Source organism: Burkholderia diffusa, assembly GCF_001718315.1.
GTDB lineage: Bacteria > Pseudomonadota > Gammaproteobacteria > Burkholderiales > Burkholderiaceae > Burkholderia > Burkholderia diffusa_B.
The window spans coordinates 75,958-89,509 of the sequence record NZ_CP013363.1 but is presented as its reverse complement, the minus strand read 5'-3'; the positions used below and the strand labels follow the sequence as shown (position 1 = coordinate 89,509).

13 protein-coding genes are annotated in these 13,552 nt (G+C 67.4%); 6 read left to right on the top strand and 7 right to left on the bottom strand.

The genetic code is table 11. The annotated features are described in order from the left end of the window. Positions 1–18: 18 nt before the first annotated feature. From WI26_RS15795 to WI26_RS15770, 6 genes are all read right to left on the bottom strand, one after another. Positions 19–924 (bottom strand): LysR family transcriptional regulator, encoded by a 906-nt coding sequence (locus WI26_RS15795; RefSeq protein ID WP_059464894.1) that lies wholly within the window; start codon positions 922–924, stop codon positions 19–21. Between the two features lie 79 nt (positions 925–1,003). Further along, positions 1,004–2,248 carry an acyl-CoA dehydrogenase family protein gene (locus WI26_RS15790; protein WP_069226478.1) on the bottom strand — a complete coding sequence of 415 codons (1,245 nt, stop codon included), beginning with the start codon at positions 2,246–2,248 and terminating at the stop codon, positions 1,004–1,006. Positions 2,249–2,286: 38 nt separating this feature from the next. Continuing rightward, positions 2,287–3,045: an SDR family NAD(P)-dependent oxidoreductase gene (locus WI26_RS15785; RefSeq protein WP_059509875.1), complete on the bottom strand. Its 759-nt coding sequence runs from the start codon at positions 3,043–3,045 to the stop codon at positions 2,287–2,289. Between the two features lie 7 nt (positions 3,046–3,052). Then, the gene (locus tag WI26_RS15780; RefSeq protein ID WP_059593675.1) at positions 3,053–3,817 is read right to left on the bottom strand and encodes an SDR family oxidoreductase; all 765 of its coding nucleotides are present in this window, start codon (positions 3,815–3,817) and stop codon (positions 3,053–3,055) included. 49 nt (positions 3,818–3,866) lie between these two features. Further along, on the bottom strand, positions 3,867–4,898 hold the full coding sequence (locus WI26_RS15775; protein ID WP_069226477.1) for a phosphotransferase: 1,032 nt from the start codon (positions 4,896–4,898) through the stop codon (positions 3,867–3,869). A gap of 20 nt (positions 4,899–4,918) precedes the next feature. After that, positions 4,919–5,593 carry a histidine phosphatase family protein gene (locus WI26_RS15770; RefSeq protein ID WP_069226476.1) on the bottom strand — a complete coding sequence of 225 codons (675 nt, stop codon included), beginning with the start codon at positions 5,591–5,593 and terminating at the stop codon, positions 4,919–4,921. A 206-nt stretch (positions 5,594–5,799) separates the two neighbouring features. On the opposite strand from WI26_RS15770, the gene WI26_RS15765 reads away from it, so the two are divergent. Together WI26_RS15765 and WI26_RS15760 are read left to right on the top strand one after the other, a co-directional pair. Continuing rightward, positions 5,800–5,955, top strand: a complete 156-nt coding sequence (locus tag WI26_RS15765) for a DUF3309 family protein (protein WP_069226475.1) — start codon at positions 5,800–5,802, stop codon at positions 5,953–5,955. A 397-nt stretch (positions 5,956–6,352) separates the two neighbouring features. After that, the gene (locus WI26_RS15760) at positions 6,353–7,648 is read left to right on the top strand and encodes an MFS transporter (protein WP_059464889.1); all 1,296 of its coding nucleotides are present in this window, start codon (positions 6,353–6,355) and stop codon (positions 7,646–7,648) included. A gap of 183 nt (positions 7,649–7,831) precedes the next feature. On the opposite strand, the gene WI26_RS15755 is transcribed toward WI26_RS15760, so the two are convergent. Then, on the bottom strand, positions 7,832–8,776 hold the full coding sequence (locus WI26_RS15755; RefSeq protein ID WP_059464888.1) for a LysR family transcriptional regulator: 945 nt from the start codon (positions 8,774–8,776) through the stop codon (positions 7,832–7,834). Positions 8,777–8,931: 155 nt separating this feature from the next. On the opposite strand from WI26_RS15755, the gene WI26_RS15750 reads away from it, so the two are divergent. The 4 genes from WI26_RS15750 (at position 8,932) to WI26_RS15735 (ending at position 13,521) form a co-directional block, all read left to right on the top strand. Next, positions 8,932–9,978, top strand: a complete 1,047-nt coding sequence (locus WI26_RS15750) for a 4-hydroxythreonine-4-phosphate dehydrogenase PdxA (RefSeq protein WP_069226474.1) — start codon at positions 8,932–8,934, stop codon at positions 9,976–9,978. Positions 9,979–10,028: 50 nt separating this feature from the next. Beyond that, positions 10,029–11,201 (top strand): L-rhamnonate dehydratase, encoded by a 1,173-nt coding sequence (locus tag WI26_RS15745; protein ID WP_059509871.1) that lies wholly within the window; start codon positions 10,029–10,031, stop codon positions 11,199–11,201. A gap of 8 nt (positions 11,202–11,209) precedes the next feature. After that, the gene (locus WI26_RS15740; protein WP_069226473.1) at positions 11,210–12,127 is read left to right on the top strand and encodes a dihydrodipicolinate synthase family protein; all 918 of its coding nucleotides are present in this window, start codon (positions 11,210–11,212) and stop codon (positions 12,125–12,127) included. A 101-nt stretch (positions 12,128–12,228) separates the two neighbouring features. Continuing rightward, on the top strand, positions 12,229–13,521 hold the full coding sequence (locus WI26_RS15735) for an MFS transporter (protein ID WP_059464884.1): 1,293 nt from the start codon (positions 12,229–12,231) through the stop codon (positions 13,519–13,521). The last annotated feature ends 31 nt before the right edge of the window (positions 13,522–13,552 follow it).

The following is a 13,552-nucleotide window of genomic DNA, read 5'->3' as shown; positions in this document are numbered from 1 at the left end:
ATACGCACGCCGCACCCTTCACTGCGGCCCGCCCATCCCGCCCATCAGCGTCATCAATTGTTCACGCAGCCAGCGACTGCCCTGATCCTGATCGGCGCTGCGATGCCAGTAGCAGAAGTATTCGAGCCCCGGCATCTCGAACGGCAGTTCGAGAATCCGCGCCGGGTAACGCTGCAGCAGGCGCAGTGGCGCCGTCAGCGCGAGATCGCCGCGCATCGCGATCAGCGGCGCGACCATGTAGTGCTGTACGCGCATCTGGATGTTTCGGCGCAGCCCGAGCCGCGTCAGCTCCGCATCGACGTGCCCGCTGCCCTTGCGGCGGCTCGACACGTGGATGTGCCCCATCGACAGGTAGTCGTCCATGGTCAGCGTGTCGCCCTTGAACGGGTGATCGTCGCGGATCATGCACGCGTAGCGGTCCCGCACGAGCAGCGCCTGGTGCAGGTGCGGATCGCCGATCAGCGGCGCGTCGATCGCGATGTCGACGGAGCCGTTCGCGAGCGCGGTCGCCACTTCGCGGCGGTCCATCGTGTAGCTGCGCACGTGCATGCCGGGCGCATGCGTCTGCAGCAGTTCGCCGAGCGCTGGCAGCAACAGCGCCTCGGTCAGGTCGCTCATGCTGAGCCGGAACACGCGCTCGGACGAAGCGGGATCGAACACATCGCCTTCGTGCGCGCTCGAATCGAGCAGTTGCAGCGCTTCGCGCACGCGGCCGACGATGTTCTCGGCCATCGGCGTCGGCATCATTCCGGCCGGCGTGCTGACGAACAGCGGGTCGTTCAGCGTCTTGCGCAGCCGCGCCAGCGCATTGCTGACGGCCGGCTGCGTGAGGTTCAGCACCTCGGCCGCGCGCGTCAGGTTGCGCTTGTTGTAGATCGCCTCGAATACGACGAACAGGTTCAGATCAATCTTCGAAAGACGCATCGCCGGATCTCCTTGCCGGCATCTTAATACGCCGTGCGCCTCCCGTTCGCCCACGTCGCCTTCCCGCGCGGTGCGCCGCTCAGCCGCGCAGCGGCCGCGTCAGGTACGGTTCGGTCGAGCCGCGCACCGCGTCCTTGATCTCCATGCGTGCGATCGCCTGCAGGTGCACCTCGTCCGGGCCGTCGGCGAAGCGCAGCGCGCGACCCCAGGTCCACAGATCGGCGAGCGGCGTGTCGGGGCTCAGGCCCATCGCGCCGAACACCTGCATCGCGCGATCGCACACATCCGTGTACACGGCCGGCACGAGCGCCTTGATCATCGAGATTTCCTTGCGCGCCGCCTTCGCGCCGACCTTGTCGATCATCCATGCGGCCTTCAGCACCAGCAGGCGCGCCTGGTCGATCTCGATGCGCGAGCGCGCGATCCATTCGCCGATCGTGCCGTGCCGATTCAGCGGCTTGCCGAATGCTTCGCGCGACTGCGCGCGGTCGATCATCAGTTCCAGCGCGAGCTCGGCCGCGCCGATCGAACGCATGCAGTGATGAATCCGGCCCGGCCCGAGGCGCGCCTGTGCGAGCGCGAAGCCGCTGCCTTCCTCGCCGAGCAGGTTGCGCGCCGGCACGCGCACGTTGTCGAACGTGATCTCGCAGTGTCCTTCGGGCGCGTAGTGATTGACCACCGTGATGTTGCGCATGACCGTCACGCCCGGCGTGTCGCGCGGCACGAGGATCATGCTCTGCTGCTGGTGCGATTCCGCTTGCGGGTCGGTCTTGCCCATCACGATGAAGATCCGGCAGTTCGGATGCGCGGCGTTCGTGATGAACCACTTGCGGCCATTGATCACGTATTCGTCGCCCACGCGCTCGATGCGCGTCGTGATGTTGGTCGCGTCCGACGACGCGACGTCAGGCTCCGTCATCGCGAACGCCGAACGGATCTCGCCGCGCAAGAGCGGCAGCAGCCACTGTTCGCGCTGCTCGGGCGTCGCGAACATGTGCAGCAGCTCCATGTTGCCGGTATCCGGCGCGTTGCAGTTGAACACCTCCGACGCCCAGCCCACGCGCCCCATGATCTCGGCGAGCGGCGCGTATTCGAGGTTCGTCAGGGCCGTGCCCGGCTCGTCGTCCTTCAGGTGCGGCAGGAACAGGTTCCACAGCCCTTCGGCCTTCGCGCGCTCCTTCAGCTCCTCCATGAACGACACGGGATACTGCCCCGCGTGCACTTCCTCGTTCCACTGACGGATGCGCGGCACGATATGCGCGTCCATGAACGCACGCACGCGCTCGCGCAGTTCTTCCACTTTCGGGGTGTAGCCAAAGTCCATGATCGACTCCTCGAGATTCCGTTTTCCGTTCGTTCGGTTCAGAAGGCCGAGACCCCGCCGTCGACGGCGACGGCCTGCCCGGTCAGATAGGTGTTTTCCTTCGCGCACAGCGTCAGCATCGTCGCGACGATTTCCTCGGGGCGGCCGAGCCGTTTCATCGGCGAGCCCTGCGCGAGAAAATCCTGGCGATCGCCGATGTCGCTGTCGGTCACCATCGGCGTCGTGCTGTAGAACGGGCACACCGCGTTCACGCGAATGCCATGCCGCGCATATTCGAGCGCAGCCGTCTTCGTGAGCCCGACCACCGCATGTTTCGACGCCGCGTAGGCGGCGAGCTTCGGCGCGCCGCCGAGCCCGGCCATCGACGCGACGTTGAGGATCACGCCTTCGCGCTGCGCGAGCATCTGGCGAATCTGGTGCTTCATCCCGAAGAACACGCCTTTCGCGTTGACCGCGAAGCTCAGGTCGAGATCGGCTTCCTCGGTATCGATCAGCGCCTTCAGCGGCGGCGCGACGCCCGCGTTGTTGATGCCGACGTCGAGCCGCCCGAAGCGCGCGACCGCCGCCTGCACCAGCGCCGCGACCTCGGCTTCGATGCGCACGTCGCAGCGCTGCGCGATCACGTCGGCGCCGGCCGCGCGCAGCGGCGCGGCCACATGTTCGAGCGCCGCCTCGTTCAGGTCGCCGAGCGCGAGCCGCGCGCCCATCGCGGCCAGCTCGCTCGCGAGCAGCGCGCCGAAGCCGCTCGCGGCGCCGGTGATCATCACGGCTTGGCCGGCGTAGCTGTCGAGTTTCATCGCGCGCTCAGATCGTCAGACCGCCGTCGACGACGATGCATTCGCCATTCGTGTAGCTCGCCGCGTCCGACACGAGATACAACACGGTGCCGGCCATCTCGCGCGGCTCCGCGTGGCGGCGCAGCGGAATCTTGGCCATCCAGGTTTCGTAGATGTCCTGATCGGCGAACAGCGCGCCCGCGAATTTCGTCTTCGTGAGGCCCGGCAGCAGCGCGTTCACGCGGATGCCGAACGGCCCGCATTCCTTCGCGAACGCCTTCGTCATGTTGACGACCGCGGCCTTCGTGATCGAGTAGATGCCCTGGCGGTCGCCCGGCTGCAGCGCATTCACCGACGCGGTATTGACGATCGCGCCGCCACCCTGCGCCTTCATCATCCTGCCGGCCTCGACCGACATGAAGAAGTAGCCGCGAATGTTCACGTCGACGGTCTTTTCATACGCGGCGAGATCGGTATCGAGGATGTGCCCGAAATACGGATTCGCGGCCGCGTTGTTCACGAGGATGTCGAGCCGGCCATGCTTGCCGCGGATCGTCTCGAACGTCGCGGCGATGTCCTCCAGTCGCCCGACATGGCATGCCAGCGCTTCGGCGCGGCCGCCCGCCGCGACGATCGCGTCCGCGACCGCCTGGCAGTCGTCGAGCTTGCGGCTCGACACGATCACGTGCGCGCCCTGCTGCGCGAGCAGCTTCGCGATTTCCTCGCCGATGCCGCGGCTCGCGCCCGTCACCAGCGCGATCTTGCCCGTCAGGTCGAACAGATTCGTTGCCATGTTGCTGTGCTCCTCCATTGATGTCTTGTCGTGCCGCCGCGCGGCGATGTCAGCGATGCGCGCCGATCACATCGACGGCCATCTCGGCCAGCCGGCCGGCCATCGCGCCCACGCGCAGCGCCTGCTCGCTCGACGCGTTGCCCTGCAGCGCGCGCGCCTTCACGCCCTGCGCGATCGCCGCGAGCCGGAAGAAACTGAACGCGAGATAGAAGTGCCAGTCGCGGATCGGCTCGATCCCGCGCAGTTCGCAATAGCGCGCGACGATCGCCGCTTCGTCGGGAATACCGAGTGCATCGCGATCCTGGCCGGCGAGCCCGCGCACCTGGCCGCCCGACGGCAACCGGAGGCACATGCAGAAATACGCGAGATCGGCGAGCGGGTTGCCGAGCGTCGACAGCTCCCAGTCGAGCACGGCCTGCACGCGATAGTCGTCGCGCGCGAACATCAGGTTGTCGATGCGGAAGTCGCCGTGCACGAGCGCGGGTCGGCCCGTGTCCTCCGGGCACGCCTTCGGCAGCCAGTCGATCAGCGTCTCCATCGCGTCGAGGCGCTCCGTTTCCGCCGCGCGATACTGCTTCGTCCATACGCCGATCTGACGCTCGAAGTAATTGCCGGGGCGCCCGTAGTCGGCAAGGCCCACTGCGTCGACGTCCACGTCATGCAGCGCGGCCATCGTGCGCAGCAGCGCGTCGTAGCAGCGCGCGCGATCGGCCTTCGGCAACTCCGGCAGTGCCGGATCCCAGAAGATCCGCCCGTCGTCGAAGCTCATCACGTAGAAGAGGCTGCCGATCACGTCGCGGTCTTCGCACAGGTGATACGGATGCGCGACCGGCACCGCCGTGCCGGACAGCGCGCTCAGCACGCGGAATTCGCGATCGACCGCGTGCGCGGATTTCAGCAATTCGCCGGGCGGCTGGCGGCGCAGCACGTAGCGGCCGCTCTTCGCGTGCAGCAGGAAGGTCGGATTCGACTGGCCGCCGGCAAACTTCTCCATGTCGAGCGGGCCTTCGAAACCCGGCACGTGCGCTTCCAGATAGCGCGTGAGGCGGGCTACGTCCAGGGGCTGGGAAGGGTTCGTCATCGTCGCGATCGTTCGTAGGGTCAGCCGTAGGTGCGCCACGTGTGGCGTTCCGGATCCTCGAGATGCGGGATGCCGTTGAACGACGCCAAGTGGAACGCTTCGGCGTTGAAGAAAAACTGCGAAAGACTGCTGTTGCGGATCTGCAGGTTCAGCGCGATCGCGCTCGACGGCGGCGCGCCGAGCACCTGCTGCACGGTCACCGCAATCGGGCCGCCGGAGCTCACCGCGAGCACGCGCTGGTTGCCGGCCTGGCGGATCGCGGCGCGGGCGTCGGCGACGCGTTGCTGGAAATGCGCCCAGGTCTCGGGTGCGGTGTCGCCCAGCTTGTCGTCGGCCCAAAGGTGCAGCACCTGCCGCAGCGCGCGAAAGTGTTCCTTCATCGAGCCCGCCGCGAGCCGCGCGATCTCCGGATAGTCGCTCGCGGCGGCCGCGAACAGCCCGTGGAAGTCGTATTCGTTCAGGCCGGGATGGCGGTCGACCCGCGCGCCTTCGCCGCCCATCCCGCGCAGGATCGCATCGACCGTCTGCGCATGCCGGTTCATCGTGCCGCAAATCACACGGTCGAACGTCAGGCCCTGCCGCGCGAAATATTCACCGAGCCAGACGCCCTGCTGGTCGCCAGCCGCGGACAGCCGATCGTAGTCGTCCGTGCCGAACGACGCCTGCCCGTGCCGCACCAGAAAAAGTTCAGCCATTGCATGCCCGCCTGAGGGAAACCGAAGGCCCAGCATAGCGAGCGGGGATGCATTTTTGAAATTTATTTTCTGAATCGTCCGGCATTCATCGCATGAATTCCGCGGATTCATACAGCGCGCTTGTGCCGGCCTTCGTCCGGCTTCTCGCCGCGGCACGGGGATTGCGGCAGGAGCCACCGTCATGTCACCACGTTCAGGAGGGTGCGATGCTCGGTACGATCCTTATCATCGTTCTGATTCTGCTGCTCATCGGCGCATTTCCGGCATGGCCGCACAGCCGAAGCTGGGGCTACTGGCCGTCGGGCTCGGTCGGGCTGATCGTCGTCATCGTCGTGATACTGGTGCTGATGGGGCGCATTTGAGTGTGGCGACGCGTGCCTGTGCGACAGGCGCGCGTCATTCGATCGCGCTGCCGTGGCTTCTTTACAAAAGCTGGCGATGAGTGCCAACCCGGCAACGGCGGGCTCGTAGATCGCACTGGTTTCGCCGGCTCTCTTCTCGGCGCGCGGCATGTCGGTGTCCGTCGAAAATTCGCGTCGCGGCGACGCCGGTGCGCGCGGCTATCCGCGCGTCACGCCGCGAGCCCTCGAGCCCTCCGCCGTGCCCGTCCCGAGGCCCGATCGCGGCCAAACCGAACGCCTCCGGTTATCAACTGATCCAAAAGATTCATTAGACGGTGTCTCCTCCGGCGCGCGATGCTGGGCCGACCAGTGAACGCGACGTCATTGCAACGCCGCGCACGAACATGGAGTGAGACACATGCCTGCCGATCACCGTCAACGGCGCCACACGCTGTGGCTGCTGTGCGCGCTTTCGTTCATCCTCTACGTCGACCGCGTAAACCTCGCGACCGCGGCCGGCGCGATCAAGGCCGAACTTGGCCTGTCGAACACCGAGCTCGGCATCGCCTTCTCGGCGTTCGCGTATTCGTACGCGATCTGCCAGATCTTCGGCGGCTGGATCGCCGATCGCGTCGGCGCCCGCATCACGCTGATCGGCTGCGGGCTCATCTGGGTCGCATCGACGTTCATGACGGGGCTCGTACACAGCCTCGCGCTGCTGTTCGCCGCCCGCCTGCTGCTCGGAATCGGCGAAGGCGCGACGCTGCCCGCGCAGGCCCGCGCGATCACGCACTGGTTCTCGCGCGAGCGGCGCGGCGTCGTGCAAGGCTTCACGCATTCGTTCTCACGACTCGGCAACGCGGTCACGCCGCCGATCGTCGCCGCGCTGATGACATGGCTGTCGTGGCGCGCGGCGTTCTTCGTGATCGGCGCGGTGACGCTGGTGTGGCTCGTGTGGTGGATCGTCGGCTTCCGCGAGTACCCGCGCGGCGGCGGCGACCGCGACGACGGCAATGGCCGCGCGCGCACCGCTGCCGCCGCCCGGCCGGCCACGGCGTCGGGCCCGACGCCGTGGGGGCCGCTGTTCCGCCGGATGGCGCCGACGATCTTCGTGTACTTCTGCTACGGCTGGACCGCGTGGCTGTTCTTCACGTGGCTGCCGACGTTCTTCCTGAACGGCAAGGGCCTCGACCTGAAGTCGACTGCGCTGTTCGCGTCCGGCGTGTTTTTCGCGGGCGTCGTCGGCGACACGCTCGGCGGCTGGCTGTGCGACCGCATCTATCGCAAGACCGGCAATCTCGCGCTGTCGCGCCAGAGCGTGATCGTCGCGAGCTTCACCGGCGCACTCGCCTGCATGCTGCCGCTCGCGTTCGTGCATTCGACGGCCGGCATCGCGCTGTGCCTGTCCGGGTCGTTCCTGTGCCTCGAACTGACGATCGGGCCGATCTGGGCCGTGCCGAGCGACATCGCGCCGACGCATGCGGGCATCGCGAGCGGGATGATGAACGCCGGCTCGGCGATCGCGGGGATTCTGTCGCCGATCCTGTTCGGCTATCTCGTCGACCACACAGGCAGCTGGACGGTGCCGTTCGTCGGGTCCGTCGCGATGCTGCTGATCGGCATCGTCGCCGCGCTGCGGATTCGGCCGGATCGTGCGCTGTCGGAATCGATGGCGTCACTCGCCGAAGCGCCGGCCGCGCCGTCGGCACGCTGAAGCGCGCTCCGCGCCGTCGCCACGATCGAGCGCCGGTCGTGCCAGCTGCACGCTGAAGCTTTCTCTGCGGGTTCACGCGCCGCATCCGGCACGCCGCTGCGGGCCGCGTCGCCGTCGTCGCGCGCACCACGCGCGCCGTTCAGCGGTCGGTGAACAGCGACGCGTAGCCCGCCCTGCGTCACTTCAATCGTCATCGCGCTGCCCATCTTCCCGATGAAACAGCGCGAGAAACTGCTGCGCCGGAATGCTGAGCGGCCGGTCACGCCGCACGAGGCTCCCGTACGACGGCAGCTTCTGGTCGAGCGTGTAGTCGAGGATCGCGACGAGCCCGTGCGCCGCGTTGCGCTGTGCGACCGTCAGCGGAATCACGCCGAGCATTCGCGAACGGTCGACGAGGTTCATCGTCGTCAGGATCGAGCCCGTTTCGACGAGCCCGCGCGGCATCGGCTGGTGACGCGCGCGGAACTCGCGCTCGACGACCTCGCGCGCCGGGCTCCCGGCCGGCTGCAGGATCCACGTGTAGTCGAGCAGCGCATCGAATTCGACCGGCCCGGCGCCCGCGAGCGGATGGTCACGGCCCGCGATGATCGCGAGCGCCTCGTCGTCCACCACGCGGAAGTCGCAATCGGTGCCGGCGTTGCGGCCGATCACCACTTCGAGCACGCCTTCGCGCAGTTGCGGCATCAGCCGGTCGCTGGTATCGACCGCGATGTCGATCGCCAACAGCGGATAACGCGCCTTCAGCTGGACCAGCGCCTCGGTCAGCCGCCCTGGCGACGCCGCCATGATGCTGCCGATCGCCAGCCGTCCCGCACTGCCCAGCTGCAGCTCGCCGAGCTCGCGATTGAGCGCCTCCATGCTGCCCCGGATTCCGCGGAAATAGCCGAGCACGCGCTCGCCGGCCGGGTTCAGCACGAGCCCGCGCCCGACGCGATCGAACAGCCGCTGGCCGAGCGCGCTTTCCAGTTCGGCCAGCATCTTCGTCGCGGCCGGCTGCGTGAGGCCGAGCTGCGCGGCCGCCGCGCGCAGCGTCGAGCATTCATCCACCGCGAGCAGCAGCGCGATCTGCCGCATCCGCAGCCGGTTCAGCAACTGGGGAGTCGAGTCTCGTCGATCGATCGAGCCCATTTCGATTACTCCAGGTTATCGGTTCATCAAGAGTTTTCAATTTACCGACTCATTCCGTCTACCTAGCATGAACCCCATACACCAACGGCCGCGCGCCGCCACCGGAGACACCGCATGAACACGCAATCGCCCGCCGCCCGCCACGGAGAAGCCGCATGACGACCGCCGCCGCCCTGCCCGTCGTCGCGCTGACCCTCGGCGACCCCGCCGGCATCGGCGCCGAACTGATCGCGAAGCTGCTCGCGCAGCCCGACGCGACATCCCGCGCGAACCTCGTGCTGATCGGCGACCGCTGGCTGTGGGAATCCGGCCAGCGCGTCGCCGGCGTGGCAGTCGACGTCGAGCCCGTCGCGTCGCTCGCCGCCGTGCGCGGCCGGCCGTCCACGGCGCGCGCCGCGTTCGTCGCGCTCGACACGATCGATCCGGCGCAGGTCACCGTCGGCCAGCCCGGCGCGGCCGGCGGCCGCTCGACGCTGACCGTGCTCGACCTGTGCCTCGACGCCGCGCGCGCCGGCGATATCGACGCGATCTGCTTCGCACCGCTGAACAAGTACGCGATGAAGCTCGGCGGGCTCGAGCACGACGACGAGCTGCACCACTTCGCCGCCGCGCTCGGCGTGACCGGCTACTTCTGCGAATTCAACACGCTCGGCGAGCTGTGGACCGCGCGGATCTCGTCGCATATTCCGCTGAAGGATGCGGCGGCCCAGCTGAGCGTCGAGCGGATCGAACAGGCATCCGAACTGATCTACCGGTCGCTGCTCGCGAACGGCGTCGCGGCGCCGAAGGTCGCGATCGCCGCGTTCAACCCGCACGGCGGCGACGGCGGCAGCTGCGGCCGCGAGGAAGTCGACATCATCGAGCCGGCGGTGCGCAAGCTGCAGTCGCGCGACTGGCCGACCGATGCACCGTTCCACGGCCCGTTCCCGGCAGACACGATCTTCCTGAAGGCGCAGGCCGGCGACTATCAGGCGATCGTCACGATGTACCACGACCAGGGGCAGATCGCGATCAAGCTGCTCGGCTTCTCGCGCGGCGTGACCGTGCAGGGCGGGCTGCCCGTGCCGATCACGACGCCCGCGCACGGCACCGCGTATGACATCGCGGGCCGCGGCACGGCCGACGTCGGCGCGACCTGGCAGGCGCTGCAGATCGCATGCCGGATGGGCGCCGCGCGCCGCACGTCCACCGTTTCGGCGTGATGCTCGCACGCCATCCATACACGACAACATCGATTCCCGGAGACACCATCATGAAGATTCGTTCCGTGCGCGCCCGCGTATTCCAATGGAAAGGCAAGACCGTCCCGCCACAGGGCAACTTCTGCTCGAACGCGATGGACCTGCTGTACGCGCCGCAGGAAACCATGAGCACGTTCCGTTTCCATTCGTGGACGGTCGTCGAAGTCGAGACCGACGACGGCATCGTCGGCCTCGGCAACGTCGCGCTCGCGCCGCACGTCGCGAAGGTGATCATCGACCAGTACCTGGCGCCGCTCGTGGTCGGCCAGGACCCGTGGGACTACGAATACCTGAACCAGCGGATGTATCGCGCGACCCACGCATGGGGCCGCAAGGGCATCGGCATGGCGGCGATCTCGGCGGTCGACATCGCGATCTGGGACATCCTCGGCAAGAGCGTCGGCAAGCCCGTGTTCAAGCTGCTCGGCGGCCGCACCAAGGAAAAGATTCCCTGCTACTACTCGAAGCTCTACCGCACCGACCTGAAGGCAATGCAGGAGGAAGCGCAGCAATACCTCAAGGAAGGCTTCCGCGCGTTCAAGATGCGCTTCGGCTACGGGCCCGCGCATGGGCAGCAGGGCGTGGTGGAGAACCTGAAATCGGTCGCGGCGATTCGCGAGGTGATCGGCTACGACAACGACCTGATGCTCGAGTGCTACATGGGCTGGAATCTCGAGTACGCGAAGCGCATCCTGCCGAAGCTCGAGAAATACCAGCCGCGCTGGCTCGAGGAGCCGGTGATCGCCGACGACATCGACGGCTACGCGGAACTGAACCGGCTCACGCGCATTCCGATCTCCGGCGGCGAGCACGAATTCTCGCTGTACGGATTCAAGCAGCTGCTGGACCGCAAGGCGGTGTCGGTCGTGCAGTACGACACGAACCGCGTCGGCGGGATCACGATGGCGCACAAGATCAACGCGCTGTGCGAGGCATACAGCGTGCCGGTAATTCCGCACGCCGGCCAGATGCACAACTATCACCTGACGATGAGCACGCTCGCATCGCCGATGAGCGAATACTTCCCGATGTTCGACGTGGAAGTCGGCAACGAGCTGTTCTATTACATCTTCGACGGCGAACCGGTGGCCGAGAACGGCTTCCTGCAACTGCGCGACGACGTGCCGGGCCTCGGTCTCACGCTGAAGACCGAGTTCCTCGACCAGTTCGACATCGTCGAGTGAGGGCGGCCATGAACGCACGCTACCAGGGCGTCTTTCCGGTCGCGCCGACGATCTTCGACGAACACGGCGCGCTCGACCTCGACGGCCAGCGCCGCTGCCTCGACTTCATGATCGACGCCGGTTCGCAGGGCATCTGCATCCACGCGAACTACTCGGAGCAGTTCGCGCTCGCCGACGACGAACGCGAACTGATCACGCGCACGACGCTGGAGCACGTCGCCGGCCGCGTGCCGGTGATCGTCACGACGTCGCACTTCAGCGCGCGCATCTGCGCGGAGCGCAACCGCCACGCGCAGGCGCTCGGCGCCGCGATGGTGATGGTGATGCCGCCGTACCACGGCGCGACGTTCCGCGTGCCTGAAGCGCAGGTGCGCGCGTTCTTCCGCGACGTCGCCGACGGCCTGGGTATTCCGCTGATGATCCAGGACGCGCCCGCGAGCGGCGTCGCGCTGCCTGCGGCGTTGCTCGCGGCGCTCGCGCGCGAGATCGATGCCGTGTCGTACTTCAAGATCGAGACGCCCGGCGCCGCGTCGAAGCTGCGCGAGCTGATCGTGCTCGGCGGCGACGCGATCGAAGGGCCTTGGGACGGCGAGGAAGGCATCACGCTGCTCGCCGACCTCGATGCCGGCGCGACCGGCGCGATGACGGGCGGCGGCTATCCGGACGGCATTCGCCGAATCACCGACGCGTATTTCGCCGGACGCCGCGACGAAGCGTGCGAGCAGTACGCGCGCTGGCTGCCGCTGATCAACTATGAGAACCGTCAGTCTGGATTCCTGACCGCGAAGGCGTTGATGAAGGAAGGCGGCGTGATCGCATGCGACCGGCCGCGCGCGCCATGGCCCGAACTGCACCCGCAGGTACGCGCGGGGCTGCTCGATGCGGCTCGGCGGCTCGATCCGCTCGTGCTGCGCTGGGGACGCTAGTCCCGCACCGGTTTGCCCCTGCAACGCGCATGCGTTGCGCATCGGCGTGACGGCGGTCCGACAGAAGGCCGCCGCCGCTCACCACATGGATTGGAGACGTCATGACCCTGCTGAACCCGGCCACCCCGGCCTATGAAGCCGGCGAAGCCATTCCGCGCCGCCGCTGGCTGCGCGTGATTCCGCCGCTGCTGCTCGCCTGCATCGTTTCGTACATGGACCGTGTGAACATCGCGTTCGCGATGCCGGGCGGGATGAACGCCGATCTCGGCATGGACGCGACGATGGCTGGCCTCGCCGGCGGCATCTTCTTTTTCGGCTACCTGTTCCTGCAGATTCCCGGCGGCCGGCGCGCGGCGCTCGGCAGTGGCAAGACCTTCATCGCATGGTCGCTCGTGAGCTGGGCCGTGCTGTCGGCGCTGACCGGGCTCGTTACCCATACGTGGCAACTGCTGACGTTGCGCTTCCTGCTCGGCGTGGCCGAAGGCGGAATGCTGCCCGTCGTGCTGACGATGGTCAGCCACTGGTTTCCCGATCGCGAACGCGGCCGCGCGAACGCGATGGTCATCATGTTCGTGCCGCTCGCCGGCATGATCACCGCGCCGTTGTCCGGCTTCATCCTCGCCGCATACGACTGGCGTCACCTGTTCTTCAGCGCCGGCGCGCTGTCGCTGCTGTGCCTGTTCGCGTGGATGATGTTTGCCGACGACAGCCCGGAAACCGCGCGCTGGGTGTCGCCGCGCGAGAAGGCGTACATTCTCGACGCGCTGCGCGACGAACAGGCGCGCAAGCAGGCAGCCGGCGCGCCGGCTGCCGCGTCGTTCGGCGCGATGCTGCGCAACCCGACGATCTGGTTGCTGATCGCGATCAACTTCTGCTATCAGGTCGGCATCTACGGCTATACGATGTGGTTGCCGACGCTGCTGAAAAACCTCACGCATGGCGGGATGGGCAAGGTCGGCCTGCTCGCGATGCTGCCTTACGTCGCGATGATGATCGGGATGTTCGCCACGTCGTATTTGTCCGACCGAACCGGCAAGCGCCGCCTGTTCGTGCTGCTGCCGCTCGTCGGCTTCGCCGCGTGCCTCGCGCTGTCGGTGCTCACGCATGCGTCGATGGTCGTGTCGTTCGCGTTCCTGATCGGTTGCGGCTTCTTCCTGCAGGCGGCGGCGGGCGTGTTCTGGGCCATTCCGCCGAAGCTGTGCAGCGTCGAGACCGCCGGTAGCGCGCGCGGCCTGATCAACGCGCTCGGCAATCTCGGCGGCTTCTGCGGCCCGTACGCGGTCGGCGTGCTGACCCAGCACGTGAGCGCGGCGGCCGGCGTGTACAGCCTGGCCGTCACGCTCGCGGTGGCCGGCCTGCTCGCGCTGACGCTGCCCAGGCGCTGCGAGGACTGACGCGCCGCGACAGCGACGCGCGCACACGCGA

Excerpts from the sequence above, each read along its gene's own strand:
- WI26_RS15755 (WP_059464888.1), bottom strand. The coding sequence starts at position 8,776 with ATGGGCTCGATCGATCGACGAGACTCGACTCCCCAGTTGCTGAACCGG.
- WI26_RS15785 (WP_059509875.1), bottom strand. The coding sequence starts at position 3,045 with ATGAAACTCGACAGCTACGCCGGCCAAGCCGTGATGATCACCGGCGCC.
- WI26_RS15775 (WP_069226477.1), bottom strand. The coding sequence starts at position 4,898 with ATGACGAACCCTTCCCAGCCCCTGGACGTAGCCCGCCTCACGCGCTAT.
- WI26_RS15745 (WP_059509871.1), top strand. The coding sequence starts at position 10,029 with ATGAAGATTCGTTCCGTGCGCGCCCGCGTATTCCAATGGAAAGGCAAG.
- WI26_RS15740 (WP_069226473.1), top strand. The coding sequence starts at position 11,210 with ATGAACGCACGCTACCAGGGCGTCTTTCCGGTCGCGCCGACGATCTTC.
- WI26_RS15765 (WP_069226475.1), top strand. The coding sequence starts at position 5,800 with ATGCTCGGTACGATCCTTATCATCGTTCTGATTCTGCTGCTCATCGGC.
- WI26_RS15735 (WP_059464884.1), top strand. The coding sequence starts at position 12,229 with ATGACCCTGCTGAACCCGGCCACCCCGGCCTATGAAGCCGGCGAAGCC.
- WI26_RS15780 (WP_059593675.1), bottom strand. The coding sequence starts at position 3,817 with ATGGCAACGAATCTGTTCGACCTGACGGGCAAGATCGCGCTGGTGACG.
- WI26_RS15750 (WP_069226474.1), top strand. The coding sequence starts at position 8,932 with ATGACGACCGCCGCCGCCCTGCCCGTCGTCGCGCTGACCCTCGGCGAC.
- WI26_RS15795 (WP_059464894.1), bottom strand. The coding sequence starts at position 924 with ATGCGTCTTTCGAAGATTGATCTGAACCTGTTCGTCGTATTCGAGGCG.
- WI26_RS15790 (WP_069226478.1), bottom strand. The coding sequence starts at position 2,248 with ATGGACTTTGGCTACACCCCGAAAGTGGAAGAACTGCGCGAGCGCGTG.
- WI26_RS15760 (WP_059464889.1), top strand. The coding sequence starts at position 6,353 with ATGCCTGCCGATCACCGTCAACGGCGCCACACGCTGTGGCTGCTGTGC.
- WI26_RS15770 (WP_069226476.1), bottom strand. The coding sequence starts at position 5,593 with ATGGCTGAACTTTTTCTGGTGCGGCACGGGCAGGCGTCGTTCGGCACG.